Source organism: Tistrella mobilis KA081020-065, from assembly GCF_000264455.2.
Classification (GTDB): domain Bacteria; phylum Pseudomonadota; class Alphaproteobacteria; order Tistrellales; family Tistrellaceae; genus Tistrella; species Tistrella mobilis.
Map to the genome: position 1 here is coordinate 108,355 of NC_017958.1, position 13,541 is coordinate 121,895.

A 13,541-nucleotide genomic window follows, 5' to 3' on the forward strand; every position below is an offset into this window, starting at 1 on the left:
GGCATCGTGGCGGTGCGGGCAGTTAACGGGGGCGCGGACGATGTGACAAGCTTTCATATTGCGTGTCAGCCCCCGGGCTTTCAATGGCCGGCACGCGGACGCCCCCCTTGCGAAATCAGCGGAGCCCGCGGCTTGACCGGGGGGAGGGGTTTGCGTATGGTCCGTCCGGTCGATCCGGCGCCCACCCGCCGGGCGTCTACGCACGCGCCCTCTTCGCTGCCGCAACCGCCTTGCCTGCCTGCCAGGTCGTTATACAGGTTGCGCCCGTGACCCCCTCCGACGCCCCGCCTTGTGCCGCAGTCCTGCGGCCGGGACGCCGGCCGGCCGGGTCCGCGAGCCGGGCCAGCGTCCCCGGATGGACCACGCATTCGCTATCATCGGCCGCCTTGGGGCTTCCCGGGCGGCCGCGTCGCATCATCCTGGGGGCTCGCTATCATGCAAGAGGCGTCGAACTCGCCCGCCCTGGCGGCTACGGCCGCCCTCGTTCTGGCCGACGGCACGGTCTTCTGGGGCCTGGGCGTCGGCGCACGAGGCATCGCCGAGGGCGAGCTGTGCTTCAACACCTCGATCACCGGCTATCAGGAGATCCTGACCGATCCCTCTTATGCCGGTCAGATCATCACCTTCACCTTCCCGCATATCGGCAATGTCGGTACCAATGACGAGGACCTGGAAACCACGACGCCGGCGGCGCGCGGTTTCGTCCTTAAGGCGCTGCCGACCGAGCCGTCGAATTTCCGCTCCACCCGCCGCCTGCAGGACTGGACGGCGGCCCACGGGCTGATCGGCATTGCCGGCGTCGACACCCGCCGCGTCACCCGCCTGCTGCGCGACAAGGGTCCGCAGAATGCGGTGATCTGGCATGGCGAGGCCGGATCGGCGGATCTGGACGCGCTGAAGGCGCAGGCGAAGGCCGCCCCCAGCCTGGAAGGTCTCGATCTCGCGATCACGGTGACCTGCGCCCAGACCTATGCCTGGGACGAGACCCCGTGGGAGCTGGGCCAGGGCTTCGGCCGGCAGGAAAGCCCGCGCTTCAAGGTGGTCGCGGTCGATTACGGCGCCAAGCGCAACATCCTGCGCTGCCTGGCCGGCACCGGTGCCGAGGTGGTGGTGGTCCCCGCGACCGCAACCGCGGACGAGATCCTGGCGCACGAGCCCGACGGCATCTTCCTGTCCAACGGCCCCGGCGATCCGGCGGCGACCGGCGAATATGCCGTGCCCCAGATCCGCAGGCTGATCGAGACCGGCAAGCCGACCTTCGGCATCTGCCTGGGCCATCAGCTGCTGGCGCTGGCGGTCGGCGCCTCGACCGAAAAGATGGACCGCGGCCATCGCGGCGCCAACCAGCCGGTCAAGGATCTGACCACGGGCAAGGTCGAAATCACCTCGCAGAACCACGGCTTCCGCGTCGTCGCCTCGTCGCTGCCGGCCAATGCCGAAGTGACCCATGTCTCGCTGTTCGACGACACGCTGGAGGGCTTCCGCCTGACCGATCGTCCGGTCTTTGCGGTGCAGTACCACCCCGAAGCCTCGCCGGGACCGAAGGACAGCCACTACCTCTTCGACCGTTTCGCGCGCCTCATCGAGAAGACCAAGACCGATGCCTAAGCGTACCGATATCAAGTCGATCCTGGTGATCGGCGCAGGCCCCATCGTCATCGGTCAGGCCTGCGAATTCGACTATTCGGGCACCCAGGCCTGCAAGGCGCTGCGCGAAGAGGGCTACCGGATCATCCTGGTCAACTCCAACCCGGCCACGATCATGACCGATCCGGGCCTGGCGGATGCGACCTATGTCGAGCCGATCACGCCCGAACTGGTCGCCAAGGTGATCGAGGCCGAGCGCCCCGACGCCCTGCTGCCGACCATGGGCGGCCAGACCGCGCTCAACACCGCGCTCGCTCTGTCGCGCGACGGCACGCTGAAGAAGTTCGGCGTCGAGCTGATCGGCGCCAACGAGGCGGCGATCGAAAAGGCCGAAGACCGCCAGCTGTTCCGCGAGGCGATGGACCGCATCGGTCTGTCCAGCCCGCGCAGCCGCGTGGTCCGCGACATGGAATCCGCCCGCGAGGCGATGGAGTTCGTCGGCCTGCCGACGATCATCCGCCCCTCCTATACGCTGGGCGGCACCGGCGGCGGCATCGCCTATAACCGGCAGGAATTCGAAGAGATCGTGGCCAGCGGCCTCGACGCCTCGCCGGTGAACGAGGTGCTGGTCGAGGAATCGGTGCTCGGCTGGAAGGAATACGAGATGGAGGTGGTCCGCGACCGTGCGGACAACTGCATCATCGTCTGCTCGATCGAGAACATCGACCCGATGGGCGTGCACACCGGCGACAGCATCACCGTCGCACCGGCACTCACGCTCACCGACAAGGAATACCAGATCATGCGTGACGCCTCGCTCGCGGTTCTCCGCGAGATCGGCGTCGACACCGGCGGGTCGAACGTGCAGTTCGCGATCGACCCCGAGACCGGCCGCATGGTCGTGATCGAGATGAACCCGCGCGTGTCGCGCTCCTCGGCGCTCGCCTCGAAGGCGACCGGCTTCCCGATCGCCAAGGTCGCGGCCAAGCTCGCCGTCGGCTACACGCTCGACGAGGTTCAGAACGACATCACCGGCGTCACGCCGGCCTCGTTCGAGCCGACCATCGACTATGTCGTGACCAAGATCCCGCGCTTCGCCTTCGAGAAATTCCCGGGCACCGCGCGCACGCTGTCGACCTCGATGAAGGCGGTGGGCGAGGTCATGGCCATGGGCCGCTGCTTCGAGGAATCGCTGCAGAAGGCGCTCCGCTCGATGGAGACGGGCCTGACCGGCCTCGACGAGATCGAGGTCGCGGGCGGCGCCGGCACCAGCGAGGTCGATGCGCTCCGCTCGGCGCTGGCCCTGCCGACCCCGGATCGTCTGCTGGTCATCGCCCAGGCGCTGCGCGCCGGGCTGACCCCGGAAGAGATCCACGAGGCCTCGGATTACGATCCCTGGTTCATCGAGCGTCTGGCCGGTCTGGTCGCCACCGAAAAGCAGGTGATCGAGGACGGGCTGCCGGCGGATGCGGCCGGCTGGCGGCGGCTGAAGTCGCTGGGCTTCTCGGATGCACGGCTGGCGACGCTCGCCGGTCTCGACGAAGAGATCGTCCGTGCCCGGCGCTGGAAGGCCGGCGTGCACCCGGTGTTCAAGCGGGTCGACACCTGCGCCGCCGAATTCGAGGCGCGCACCCCCTACATGTACTCGACCTACGAGCTGCCCGGCTTCGACGGCATCGTCGAATGCGAGGCGCAGCCCTCGGATCGCACCAAGATCATCGTGCTCGGCGGCGGTCCGAACCGGATCGGCCAGGGCATCGAGTTCGACTATTGCTGTGTCCACGCGGCCTATGCCCTCTCGGAAGCGGGCTACGAGACCATCATGGTCAACTGCAACCCCGAGACGGTCTCCACCGACTACGACACCTCGGACCGGCTTTATTTCGAGCCGCTGACGGTCGAGGACGTGCTGGAGCTGGTGCGGGTGGAAACCTCGCGCGGCACGCTCAAGGGCGTGATCGTCCAGTATGGCGGCCAGACCCCGCTGAAGCTGGCCGAGCCGCTGGAGAAGGCCCAGGTGCCGATCCTCGGCACCTCGCCGGATGCGATCGACCTGGCCGAGGATCGTCGCCGCTTCCAGAAGCTGCTGAACGATCTGGATCTGAAGCAGCCGGCCAACGACACCTGCCACAGCGAGGAAGAGGCGCTGGCCATCGCCCAGCGCATCGGCTTCCCGCTGGTCGCGCGCCCGTCCTATGTGCTGGGCGGCCGGGCGATGGAGATCGTCCATGATCTGGGCGGGCTGTCTTCGTATATGCGCCGGGCGGTGCGCGAGTTCGGCAACAAGCCGGTGCTGCTCGACCGCTTCCTGACCGATGCCATCGAGGTGGATGTCGACGCGCTCTGCGACGGCGAGACCGTGGTGGTCGCGGGCATCATGGAGCATATCGAAGAGGCCGGCGTCCATTCGGGCGACAGCGCCTGCACCCTGCCGCCCTATTCTCTCGACGACGAGATCATCGCCGAGATCCGCCGGCAGACCGAGGCGCTGGCGCTCAAGCTGGGCGTGGTCGGGCTCATGAACGTGCAGTTCGCGGTCAAGGACCGGGAGATCTACATCCTGGAGGTCAACCCGCGCGCCAGCCGCACCGTGCCCTTCGTCGCCAAGGCCGTCGGCCGGCCGATCGCCAAGATCGCGGCCCGGATCATGGCGGGCGAGAAACTGGGCGCCTTCGATCTGGCCGAGCGCAAGGTCGACCATATCGCGGTCAAGGAAGCGGTCTTCCCCTTCGCCCGCTTCCCCGGCGTCGACATCCTGCTCGGGCCCGAGATGAAGTCGACCGGCGAGGTCATGGGCCTGGATACCGATTTCGGCCGCAGCTTCGCCAAGGCGCAGCTGGCGGCGGGCGTGCGCCTGCCGACCTCGGGCCGGGTCTTCGTCTCGGTGCGCGACGACGACAAGGACGCGATGGTAGAGATCGCCCGCGGCCTGAAGGCCCAGGGCTTCGAGATCGTCGCCACCCGCGGCACCGCCAGGGTGCTGGCCGATGCGGGCATCCAGGTCGAACTGGTCAAGAAGGCCCATGAGGGCCGGCCGAACATCATCGACCAGATCAAGGACCGCCGGATCGACATGGTGTTCAACACCACCGCCGGGTCTCAGGCGATTTCGGACAGCTACTCGCTGCGCCGCGAAACCCTGATGAACAAGGTGCCCTATTTCACCACCGTCGCCGGTTGCCGGGCGACCGTTCAGGCGATCGCGGCCATCCGGGCCGGCACGCTTGAAGTCCGGTCCCTGCAATCCTATTCTGCCTGAGAAGGCCGCAGAAAACGGCTGATCGACATGCGGGGCCGATGAAAATCGGCCCCGCATGTGTTCCTGTTGTCGTGCTGCAGGTGCACAGCGATCTCGTGCACAACCGACGTTCGGCTGCCGGAAAGTCCGGCCGCCGCGCGCTGAACTGCTGCGGCATGAATTCCTGTCAACCGCGGAACGGCATTCCCTCCGACGATCGCCTGACCGTTCGACGACCAACGTGGAAAGCGTCATACCCATGGAAAAAGTTCCCATGACGTTGGAAGGCTTCGACCGACTGACCGCCGAACTCAAGCATCTGAAGACGGTGGCCCGTCCCGAGGTGATCAACGCGATCGCCGAAGCCCGGGCGCATGGCGATCTGTCGGAGAACGCCGAGTACCACGCGGCGCGTGAGCGCCAGAGCTTCATTGAGGGCCGCATCGCCGAGCTGGAGGACAAGCTGTCCCGCTCCGAGGTGATCGACCCCACCAAGCTGTCGGGCGACCGGGTCAAGTTCGGCGCGACGGTCACCGTCGTCGACGAAGAGACCGAGGAAGAGACGAGCTACAAGATCGTCGGCGTGGACGAGGCCGACCTCAAGATCGGCCGCATCTCCGTCACCTCGCCGATGGCGCGGGCGCTGATCAACAAGGCGGTGGGCGAAACCGTCGAGGTCGCGACGCCCAAGGGCCGCCGCTCCTACGAGATCCTGGGCGTGAGCTTCAACTGAAGCCGGCCACGCCGCCGAAGACATGAAGGGCCGGCCCTCCCGAGCGGAAGGGCCGGCCTTTCGTCTTGCAGAATGCCTGTCGATCAGGACAGTTGAGCGACACGCCAGACGGTCTTGGCCATACGAGCGAGCTTTTGCTGCCACTTGTCCAGCCGCTCCGGCGTCCAGTCCTGGTTCTCCTCGACAAGATCCCGCGTCAGTTTCAGCCCGCTCTGCCCCAGGATCGGCCGCTTCTCCGCATAGGGCTTATTGCCCAGGGCTCTGTTTCGGGCCGTCTCGAGCATGACCATGTTCCCGAGACGATAGATGAAGGTCTCCAGGTCCCGGTCGGGAAAGGCATCCCAGCCTCCATTTGGCGACTGGGGCAGGATGTGCTCGATCGTATAGGTCGACGCATCCGGATCGAACTCGACGCCACCATTCTGTCGCTCCAGCCTGCACAGGATATAGCGGACGATCTTCGCATTGCGGCTTTGGGTCGTCTTGATCGCCTTGGCCGCAAAGTCGCCGCGAAAGGCATCGTCGCTGCGATAGATCGGGCGAAGCGCCGCAAGCACCGGTCCGAGAGCCGCAAGCTCACCCCGGTGCAGCTGCAGGGCAACGGCGTGATAGACGCGCTCCTGCTCATTGGGCGCCTGGCTGCCGATAACGTTGTAGCGAAAAGCGATCACTGCCGTGGCCGCAATCAGCCCTTCGAAATCACCATCCGACAATCGGCGCTTCGCCGCCATGAGCATGGGATAGGGCTGACGGACCGAGAACATCCGCAGCTCTTGAGCGCTGCGACGACAGTCTGCCGACCATTGCGCCGCCTCGGGGTGGATCAGCGCAAGATAGGCATCCATGTCTTCGTCCATTTCACGCAGCAGCCCGAACACTTGGCCGCGGTCGCGCACGCTCGATCGGATGATTTTGAACAGCTCCGACTGGCGGGCGAAGCCATGCCGGCTGTTCCAGTGCATGCGCAGGAAGTCCGGGAAGCTCTCGCTGCCCAGGCGGCCGACCATGCCCTCCCAGCGCCGCTCAAGATCATCCATTTCCTGCTGTGACTGAGGACCGCGCGCCAGCACCGAGAACAGATAGTTCTTGAGCAGATCGGTCGCCGACAGCCGGACACCCCGCGCATTCAGCGTTTCGAACACCTTATAGGCATTCAGTTCGTCGGCGACGGTGATCACCGTGAAGAACAGCCGGTCGCTCATGGTTTCGATGAATTGCGCCAGCGCGACCCCCTGGTCCTGCTGGCTGCGGACATGATCGCGCAGAGCCTTCTCGAACCACTCAAACCCTTTGCGCATGGCATGGGTCGAGGGCGGGAAGCCGCGCTGCGGAAGATGTTCGGCCAGAGGAACGAGGTGATCGCGGTAATAGCCGTCATTATTGCGGTTGAGCGACAATTTGTTATGCGTCGCCAGCGTCACCGGATCCAGATATCCGATATAGGTCGCGCGAAACTGGTCGAGCCGCTGCTGATTCGCATCGGCATTGCGACCGCCTGCAATATACGCCTTCAGCAGGCGCATGGCGGCCAGGATGATGAGACTGATCGTCGTCAGCCGCTGCTGCCCGTCGATGATCTCGAAGATGCGGTTGTCCGAGGTCTGAAGGACGAGATAGCCCATGTAATGTGCCGGCTCGCCGTCCGGGGCGATCGAGCCCAGGATGTCTGCCCAAAGGTCTTCCCACTCGGCATCCCCCCAGGAATAGTCCCGCTGGAACCGGGGCACGCGATAGGTCAGGCCATTGCCGAGCAACTGGCGATAGGTACGATTCTCGGTGTTGAAATTCGTTGCCGCCATGTCGCTCCTCCGGCCCATCTCCGGCAGATCCCGCCAGTGAACCCTAGCTTCGGCGAGGGCTCGGCGGGATTCAAGTGGCGGCCGTCACTCCCGCACCTGCCGCGCCACGAAGCGGGCGAGCGGGGGGCCGAGCAGGACGACCAGGAAGAAGCGCATGGTCTGCAGGGCCATGACGAAGCCGATATCGACGCCGCGGCTGGAGGCGGCGATGATCGCGACCGTATCCAGCCCGCCGGGGCTGGTGGCCAGATAGGCCGACAGAAGGTCGATGCCGGTCAGCTGCGTCAGCACCCAGGCGAGGCCGGCGCAGAAGCCGATCAGCACCGCGATCGAGACCAGGATGGTGGGCAGCGCCTTCAGCGCATGCCCCAGTACCGCCCGGGTGAAGCCCAGGCCCACGCTCCAGGCCAGCACCGCGTAGCTGGCCGCCAGCAGCCATTGCGGCAGCTGAATGGTCAGGAGGCCGGTCGCGCTGAGCACGGCGCCGCCGATCATCGGCAGCAGCAGGCCTGCCGCCGGCACCGGGATCAGCCGGCCCGCCGCCACGCCGGCCGCGGCAAGCGCCAGGGTCTCGGCGAAGGCGAGCGGCTGGATCGGCGGGAACCAGACGATCGGAGCGGCGGCTCCCGCCCCCCCCGCCCAGCAGGAAATGCGCAAGCAGGGCGGCGGCAAAGGCCACGAACAGCACGCGGGTATACTGCATGAAGGCGACGAGCCGGGCATCGGCGCCGAAGGCTTCCGCCATCACCACCATCGCCGAGGCGGCACCGGCCGAGGTGCCCCAGACACCGGTCGTGCCGGGCAGGATGTGATTGCGGGCAATCACCCAGCCGAGCGCGCCGCTGAGCAGGATGGTGGAGAGCACGATCCCGAGGAAGATCGGCCAGTCTTCGGCCACCGTCACCAGGATCTCGGGCCGCACCGAGCCTGCGATCATGCAGCCCAGCACCGACTGGGCCATCAGGAAGGTGATCCGCGGCATCTTCAGCCCGACCCCGCCCAGCGCCAGCAGAATGCCTGAGACCATCGGCCCCAGCAGCAATGCCGCCGGCAGCTGGATCCAGATCAGCCCCGCCGTCACCGGCACAGAGACGATCGGCAGCAGCAGCCAGCGCAGCCAGAGGGGAAGGGTCGGCAACGACATCGGATCGGGGTTCTTCCGCAAACGAAAACGGCCGCTTTCACCCGAAAGCGGCCGTTCGGATCGTTCTGCACCGAACCATGATCTGCCACGCGGCACAACCACCACCCCCGCCCCCAGGGGTCTGCGGTTTCCGCACGGCTCGGGCTCAGTCGTCCTCGCCGGTGGGCTCTTCGGCCTCCAGCAGCTCGATCGGCACCCCCGGCTCATACTTCGAGGTCCGGATGGTGAGCGAGGTGCGGACATGGCGCACCGGCGGCGCCGCGGTCAGCCGGGTTGTCAGAAACCGCTGATAGGCGTCCCAGTCCTTGGCGACGATCTTCAGCAGGAAATCGGTCTCACCCGCCAGCATGTAGCACTCGCGGACCTCGGGCCAGCTCTGGACCAGCGCCTCGAACTTCTTGAGGTCGAGATCGGCCTGGCTCTCCAGCCCGACCCGGGCGAAGACGGTGACCGAGAAGCCGAGATGTTCAGGATCGAGTTCCGCGCGATACCCGCGCACGAAGCCCGCCTCTTCGAGGGCCCGGACGCGCCGCAGGCAGGGCGGTGCCGAGATGCCCGCCCGACGGGCGAGTTCCACATTGGTGATGCGGCCGTCGGACTGGAGATCGGCAAGGATCTTCCGGTCGATGGTGTCGAGTTTTACCCGCGCCATAGTGTCGCTGACTCCCTTCCCCCGTCACGGGCCCGTGCGTGCGGGCGAACGTGATCGCTGGGCAGTCTATAGCAATATTACCCGGACCCATAGCGGCAGTTTGCGGTTCTGTCGCGACCCATGGGCCATTCGATGGTCTTCATCTGGTGCCGGTTTCAGGCGAACCGCGGCCGGGGGTTGCCCCTCAGCACCCGAGGCGAAGCGGTTCCGTTCCGGCGCCGCGGACTTTATAGTCCACCGGAAGGGCTCTCAAGCACGAAACGATCTTTCAGGACCGACCTTCCGTAATGTCATACCGCAGGCAGCCATGACCGATCCGCGCAACACGGGACAGCCGCAGCCGCAACCACACGTCTGCGTGCTGACCGACGACCGCGCCGGTAACAATGCGCAAGCCCTCGGCGTTGCCGAGGCGCTGGGCTGGCCGATCACCGAGATCCGGCTGTCCTATACCCGGCTTATCCGCCTGCCCAATCTGATCCGCGGCACCACGACGCTCGGTCTTTCCACATCCGCCGCTGCGGCGCTCGATGCCGTGGCGGCACCCGACATCGCCATCGCGGCCGGGCGCCGGGCGACGCCGGCGCTCCGCCGGCTGAAGCGGCGCTTTCCGCAGATGATCGCCGTCCAGATCATGTGGCCGGGCGAACCCAGCCGCGGGCTGGACCTGATCGCCGTGCCGGCCCATGACCGCATCGCCCGCGAAAGCGACCGCGACCCGCGGCTGCTGGTGACCCTGGGCGCGCCCAACCGCGTCACCCCTGCCCGCCTCGCCGAGGCGGCCGGCAGCTGGGAGCCCCGCTTCGCCGCCGCCGGCATGGGGGCGGGCAAAGCGCCCCGGATCGGCCTGCTGGTCGGCGGCACCACCAAGCGCATGCCCTTCGGCCCCGAGGATGGCCGCCATCTGGCCCGGCTGGTCGCCGATCTGGCCGCCCGCCACGATGCCCGGATCCTGGCGACCAACAGCCGCCGCAGTGGCGCCGAGGTGACAGCGGCGCTGAGCGACGTGCTCCAGGCCACACGGCCGGGCGCTTTCTGGCTCCATGATGTGGCAAAGGGCGGTGACAATCCCTATTTCGGCATACTGGGTGTGGCGGATCTGATCGTGGTCACCGGCGACAGCATGTCGATGGCCTCGGAAGCCGCCAGCACCGGCCGGCCGGTCGCGATCCTGCCCATAACGGGGGAGGCATCGAAAGAGGCACGGCTGCACCGGGCGCTCTACGCCCTGGGTGCGGCCCGCCCGCTCGATGCCGACTTCGTCGCCCGGGGTGAGATCGCCTGGCGCTACCCGCCCCTGGACGACGCCCAGGCGGTGGCGGCGCAGATCCGGCGGTTGGTGCTGGCAAATCCGGCCGTTTCCCGCTAGCTTCCCCGCCCCTCCCTGCTGCCGCCGGGTAGCGGGGGTCAGGGTTCAGGCCGTCCGCCGCCCGTCACATGTCCTGCTCTGGAAAGGCCGCCACGTCATGAGTGCCACCCATCGCACCAAGGTCCTCATTCTGGGATCCGGTCCCGCCGGCCTGACCGCCGCGATCTATGCCTCGCGCGCCATGCTGGAGCCGATCCTGGTCCATGGGCTTCAGCCGGGCGGCCAGATGACGATCACCACCGATGTCGAGAACTTCCCCGGCTTCCCCGACGTGATCCAGGGCCCCTGGCTGATGGAGCAGATGCAGAAGCAGGCCGAACATGTCGGCACCCGCTTCCATCACGACATCATCACCGATATCGACCTCAAGACCCGCCCCTTCGTCGCCACCGGCGACAGCGGTGACCGCTATGTCGCCGATGCGGTGATCATCTCCACCGGCGCCCAGGCGAAATGGCTGGGCCTGCCCGACGAGGAACTCCTGAAAGGGTTCGGGCTGTCGGCCTGTGCGACCTGCGACGGGTTCTTCTACCGCAACCGCACGGTCGCCGTGGTCGGCGGCGGCAACACCGCGGTCGAAGAGGCGCTCTACCTCACCAATCATGCCGACAAGGTCTATCTGATCCACCGGCGCGATGCGCTCCGGGCCGAGAAGATGCTGCAGGAGCGGCTGTTCGCCAACCCGAAGATCGAGATGATCTGGAATGCCGTGGTCGACGGCTATCTGGCCGGCGGCGAGCCGCGCGGGGTGACCGGCGTGCGGCTGAAGGATACCGCCGATGGCAGCCTGCGGGACCTCAATGTCGACGGCGTGTTCATCGCGATCGGCCATGCCCCCGCCACCGCCCTGTTCCAGGGCCAGCTGGAGCTGGACGAGGAAGGCTATCTGATCACCCGCCCCGACAGCACCCGCACCAGCATTCCGGGCGTGTTCGCGGCCGGCGACGTGCAGGACAAGGTGTTCCGCCAGGCCGTCACCGCCGCCGGAACGGGCTGCATGGCGGCGCTGGAAGCCGAGCGTTTCCTGGCCGGAACCACCCATGCGCCGGCCGATGCCGTCGCGGAATGAGCACATGCGGCCGCACCGAAAACGGCGCGGCCGCGCTCAGGACCTTTGAAGACCGGCGCATCGCGCCGTAAGATCGTCGAAACACCAGCAGCGGACCGGGTGACGGCAGGGAGCCAGACGTCGCCACCCGGCAGCATCAGCGGAGCCGCGCGAGCCTGACATGGACTGGGACCGGGTCAAGATCTTCCACACCGTCGCCGAGGCCGGCAGCTTCACGCATGCAAGCGAGTTGCTGAACCTCAGCCAGTCGGCGATCAGCCGACAGATCAGTGCGCTGGAGGAGAGCCTGGGCGTTCCCCTGTTCCACCGCCACGCCCGCGGCCTGATCCTCACCGAACAGGGTGAGCTGCTGCGCAACACCGCCCGCGACGTCTTCGCGAAGCTGTCCATGGCCGAAGCCATGCTGACCGAAAGCCGCGAACGTCCGAAGGGGCCGCTGAAGGTGACGACCACGGTCGCCTTCGGCTCGGTCTGGCTGACGCCCAGGATTCACGGCTTCCTCAGCCTGCATCCGGACGTCACCATCACCCTGCTGCTGGACGACAGCGAGCTGGATCTGGGCATGCGCGAGGCCGACATCGCCATCCGCATGTCGCCGCCCCGCCAGCCGGATCTGGTCAAACGCAAGCTGATGACCATCCGGCACGGCATCTATGCCTCGCCGGATTACGTCAACCGCCAGGGCATGCCCAAGACCCCGGCAGAGCTGGACGATCACAAGCTGATCGTCTTCGGCGAGGACACGGCCGCCCCCATCTCCAACGCCAACTGGATCCTGGATGCGGGCGCCACCCCCGGCAAGGCCCGGCGGCCGATCCTGAAGGTGAACAACATCTATGGCATCATGCGCGCGGTGGAGAGCGGCCTCGGCGTCGCCTCGATCCCCGATTACATGGTGCGCGAGAACGGCAATGTGGTGCAGGTCCTGCCCGAGCTGGAAGGACCGCAATCGGAAGTCTACTTCGTCTATCACGAAGAGCTGCGCCATTCGAAGCGCATCGCGGTCTTCCGCGACTTCCTGATCCGCGAGATCGAACAGAGCCTGCGCTGACGGGCGACGGCGACGCCGTCATAGATGGACGGACGGGGCGGCAGATGGACGGGGCGGCAGGGGATCAGATGTCCTCTGCCGCCTCTTCCGTTGAATCGTCATTGATTGCCACGCGGTTGCGGCCCGAGCGCTTGGCGGCATAAAGCGCCTTGTCGGCCCTGGAAAGCACCCGGTCGATATCGTCGCCGGGGGCCGAGAAGCGGGCCAGGCCGAAGCTTGCGGTCAGCCGGATCTCATCGCCCTTCCAGGGCATGCGGATGGCGGCGGTCGTGGCTCGCAGGCGCTCCGCCACCTCGTCCAGCTCTGCCGCGCCGATCCCCGGCAGCAGCACGGCGAATTCCTCGCCGCCCAGCCGGCCGACCAGATCATCCTCGCGCAGCGTTTCGGACATCCGGCCCACGAACAGGCGCAGGGCCTCGTCGCCGGCCGCATGGCCGAAGCGGTCGTTGATCGTCTTGAAGCGATCCAGATCGGCCATGATCACGCCCGAGGAACGCCCCTCATGGCGCCACTGGTCGGCAAGATGGGCCGCCACGTCCATGAAATGGCGGCGGGTGGCGGCGCCGGTCAACTCGTCGACCGCGGCCAGCGCCTCCAGCCGGTGAGCCAGGGCCTCGCGCGTGCGGACCTCGGCTTCCAGCCGCTGGTTCAGCCGGCGCAGTTCATCCTGCATGCGATCCGAGAGACGGACCAGGCGGCGCTGTTCCCGATAGCCCTGGCGATAGGCACGCATCAACGTGCGCACGCCGTCGGAGACCTCCTCCAGTTTGCGGAGCATCTCCTCGCTCTGGGCGATCATCGCCTCTTCCTGGTCGAAGAGCGAGAAATCCCCCGTCGTCGCCGGCTCGGGCAGGGTCTTCACCCTGGTCACCTTGGGCCTGGTCATCTCACGTCATCCC

Annotated in this window: 10 protein-coding genes and 1 pseudogene; 6 read left to right on the top strand and 5 right to left on the bottom strand. The window is 66.9% G+C overall.

The window, feature by feature from the left end; genetic code table 11:
- The first annotated feature begins 435 nt into the window (after positions 1-435).
- From carA to greA, 3 genes are all read left to right on the top strand, one after another.
- Positions 436-1,608, top strand: a complete 1,173-nt coding sequence (gene carA / locus TMO_RS24345; protein ID WP_014747708.1) for a glutamine-hydrolyzing carbamoyl-phosphate synthase small subunit — start codon at positions 436-438, stop codon at positions 1,606-1,608.
- Positions 1,601-4,846 carry a carbamoyl-phosphate synthase large subunit gene (gene carB, locus TMO_RS24350; protein WP_014747709.1) on the top strand — a complete coding sequence of 1,082 codons (3,246 nt, stop codon included), beginning with the start codon at positions 1,601-1,603 and terminating at the stop codon, positions 4,844-4,846. Before carA ends, carB begins: the two co-directional genes overlap by 8 nt.
- A gap of 238 nt (positions 4,847-5,084) precedes the next feature.
- On the top strand, positions 5,085-5,558 hold the full coding sequence (greA, locus tag TMO_RS24355; RefSeq protein WP_081599072.1) for a transcription elongation factor GreA: 474 nt from the start codon (positions 5,085-5,087) through the stop codon (positions 5,556-5,558).
- Positions 5,559-5,641: 83 nt separating this feature from the next.
- On the opposite strand, the gene TMO_RS24360 is transcribed toward greA, so the two are convergent.
- From TMO_RS24360 to TMO_RS24370, 4 genes and pseudogenes are all read right to left on the bottom strand, one after another.
- Entirely contained in the window at positions 5,642-7,357 is a 1,716-nt protein-coding gene (locus TMO_RS24360) for a DUF262 domain-containing protein (RefSeq protein ID WP_014747711.1), read from the bottom strand.
- Positions 7,358-7,441: 84 nt separating this feature from the next.
- Complete coding sequence (locus TMO_RS32970) at positions 7,442-8,014, bottom strand: AbrB family transcriptional regulator (protein WP_014747712.1); 573 nt, start codon at positions 8,012-8,014, stop codon at positions 7,442-7,444.
- 25 nt (positions 8,015-8,039) lie between these two features.
- A pseudogene (locus TMO_RS32975) lies at positions 8,040-8,744 on the bottom strand (AbrB family transcriptional regulator); the annotation flags it as partial.
- On the bottom strand, positions 8,647-9,153 hold the full coding sequence (locus tag TMO_RS24370) for an Lrp/AsnC family transcriptional regulator (RefSeq protein WP_014747713.1): 507 nt from the start codon (positions 9,151-9,153) through the stop codon (positions 8,647-8,649). The pseudogene TMO_RS32975 and the gene TMO_RS24370, both read right to left, overlap by 98 nt.
- Positions 9,154-9,460: 307 nt before the next feature.
- Here TMO_RS24370 and TMO_RS24375 point away from each other — a divergent pair, with 307 nt between their 5' ends.
- The 3 genes from TMO_RS24375 to TMO_RS24385 all read left to right on the top strand — a co-directional run bounded on the left by TMO_RS24375 (position 9,461) and on the right by TMO_RS24385 (position 12,642).
- A complete protein-coding gene (locus TMO_RS24375; protein WP_014747714.1) occupies positions 9,461-10,522 on the top strand; it encodes a mitochondrial fission ELM1 family protein in 1,062 nt (353 codons plus the stop codon).
- Positions 10,523-10,619: 97 nt separating this feature from the next.
- Complete coding sequence (trxB, locus tag TMO_RS24380) at positions 10,620-11,591, top strand: thioredoxin-disulfide reductase (RefSeq protein ID WP_014747715.1); 972 nt, start codon at positions 10,620-10,622, stop codon at positions 11,589-11,591.
- A gap of 160 nt (positions 11,592-11,751) precedes the next feature.
- A complete protein-coding gene (locus tag TMO_RS24385; RefSeq protein ID WP_014747716.1) occupies positions 11,752-12,642 on the top strand; it encodes a LysR family transcriptional regulator in 891 nt (296 codons plus the stop codon).
- 64 nt (positions 12,643-12,706) lie between these two features.
- Here the strand turns inward: TMO_RS24385 and TMO_RS24390 are convergent, their stop codons facing one another.
- Positions 12,707-13,528, bottom strand: coding sequence for a GGDEF domain-containing protein (locus TMO_RS24390; RefSeq protein WP_014747717.1), 822 nt, complete (start codon positions 13,526-13,528; stop codon positions 12,707-12,709).
- Positions 13,529-13,541: the final 13 nt, after the last annotated feature.

Bases quoted from the DNA above. Each gene is read 5' to 3' on its own strand.
- carA (WP_014747708.1), top strand. From the start codon at position 436: ATGCAAGAGGCGTCGAACTCGCCCGCCCTGGCGGCTACGGCCGCCCTC.
- carB (WP_014747709.1), top strand. From the start codon at position 1,601: ATGCCTAAGCGTACCGATATCAAGTCGATCCTGGTGATCGGCGCAGGC.
- greA (WP_081599072.1), top strand. From the start codon at position 5,085: ATGGAAAAAGTTCCCATGACGTTGGAAGGCTTCGACCGACTGACCGCC.
- TMO_RS24360 (WP_014747711.1), bottom strand. From the start codon at position 7,357: ATGGCGGCAACGAATTTCAACACCGAGAATCGTACCTATCGCCAGTTG.
- TMO_RS24370 (WP_014747713.1), bottom strand. From the start codon at position 9,153: ATGGCGCGGGTAAAACTCGACACCATCGACCGGAAGATCCTTGCCGAT.
- TMO_RS24375 (WP_014747714.1), top strand. From the start codon at position 9,461: ATGACCGATCCGCGCAACACGGGACAGCCGCAGCCGCAACCACACGTC.
- trxB (WP_014747715.1), top strand. From the start codon at position 10,620: ATGAGTGCCACCCATCGCACCAAGGTCCTCATTCTGGGATCCGGTCCC.
- TMO_RS24385 (WP_014747716.1), top strand. From the start codon at position 11,752: ATGGACTGGGACCGGGTCAAGATCTTCCACACCGTCGCCGAGGCCGGC.
- TMO_RS24390 (WP_014747717.1), bottom strand. From the start codon at position 13,528: ATGACCAGGCCCAAGGTGACCAGGGTGAAGACCCTGCCCGAGCCGGCG.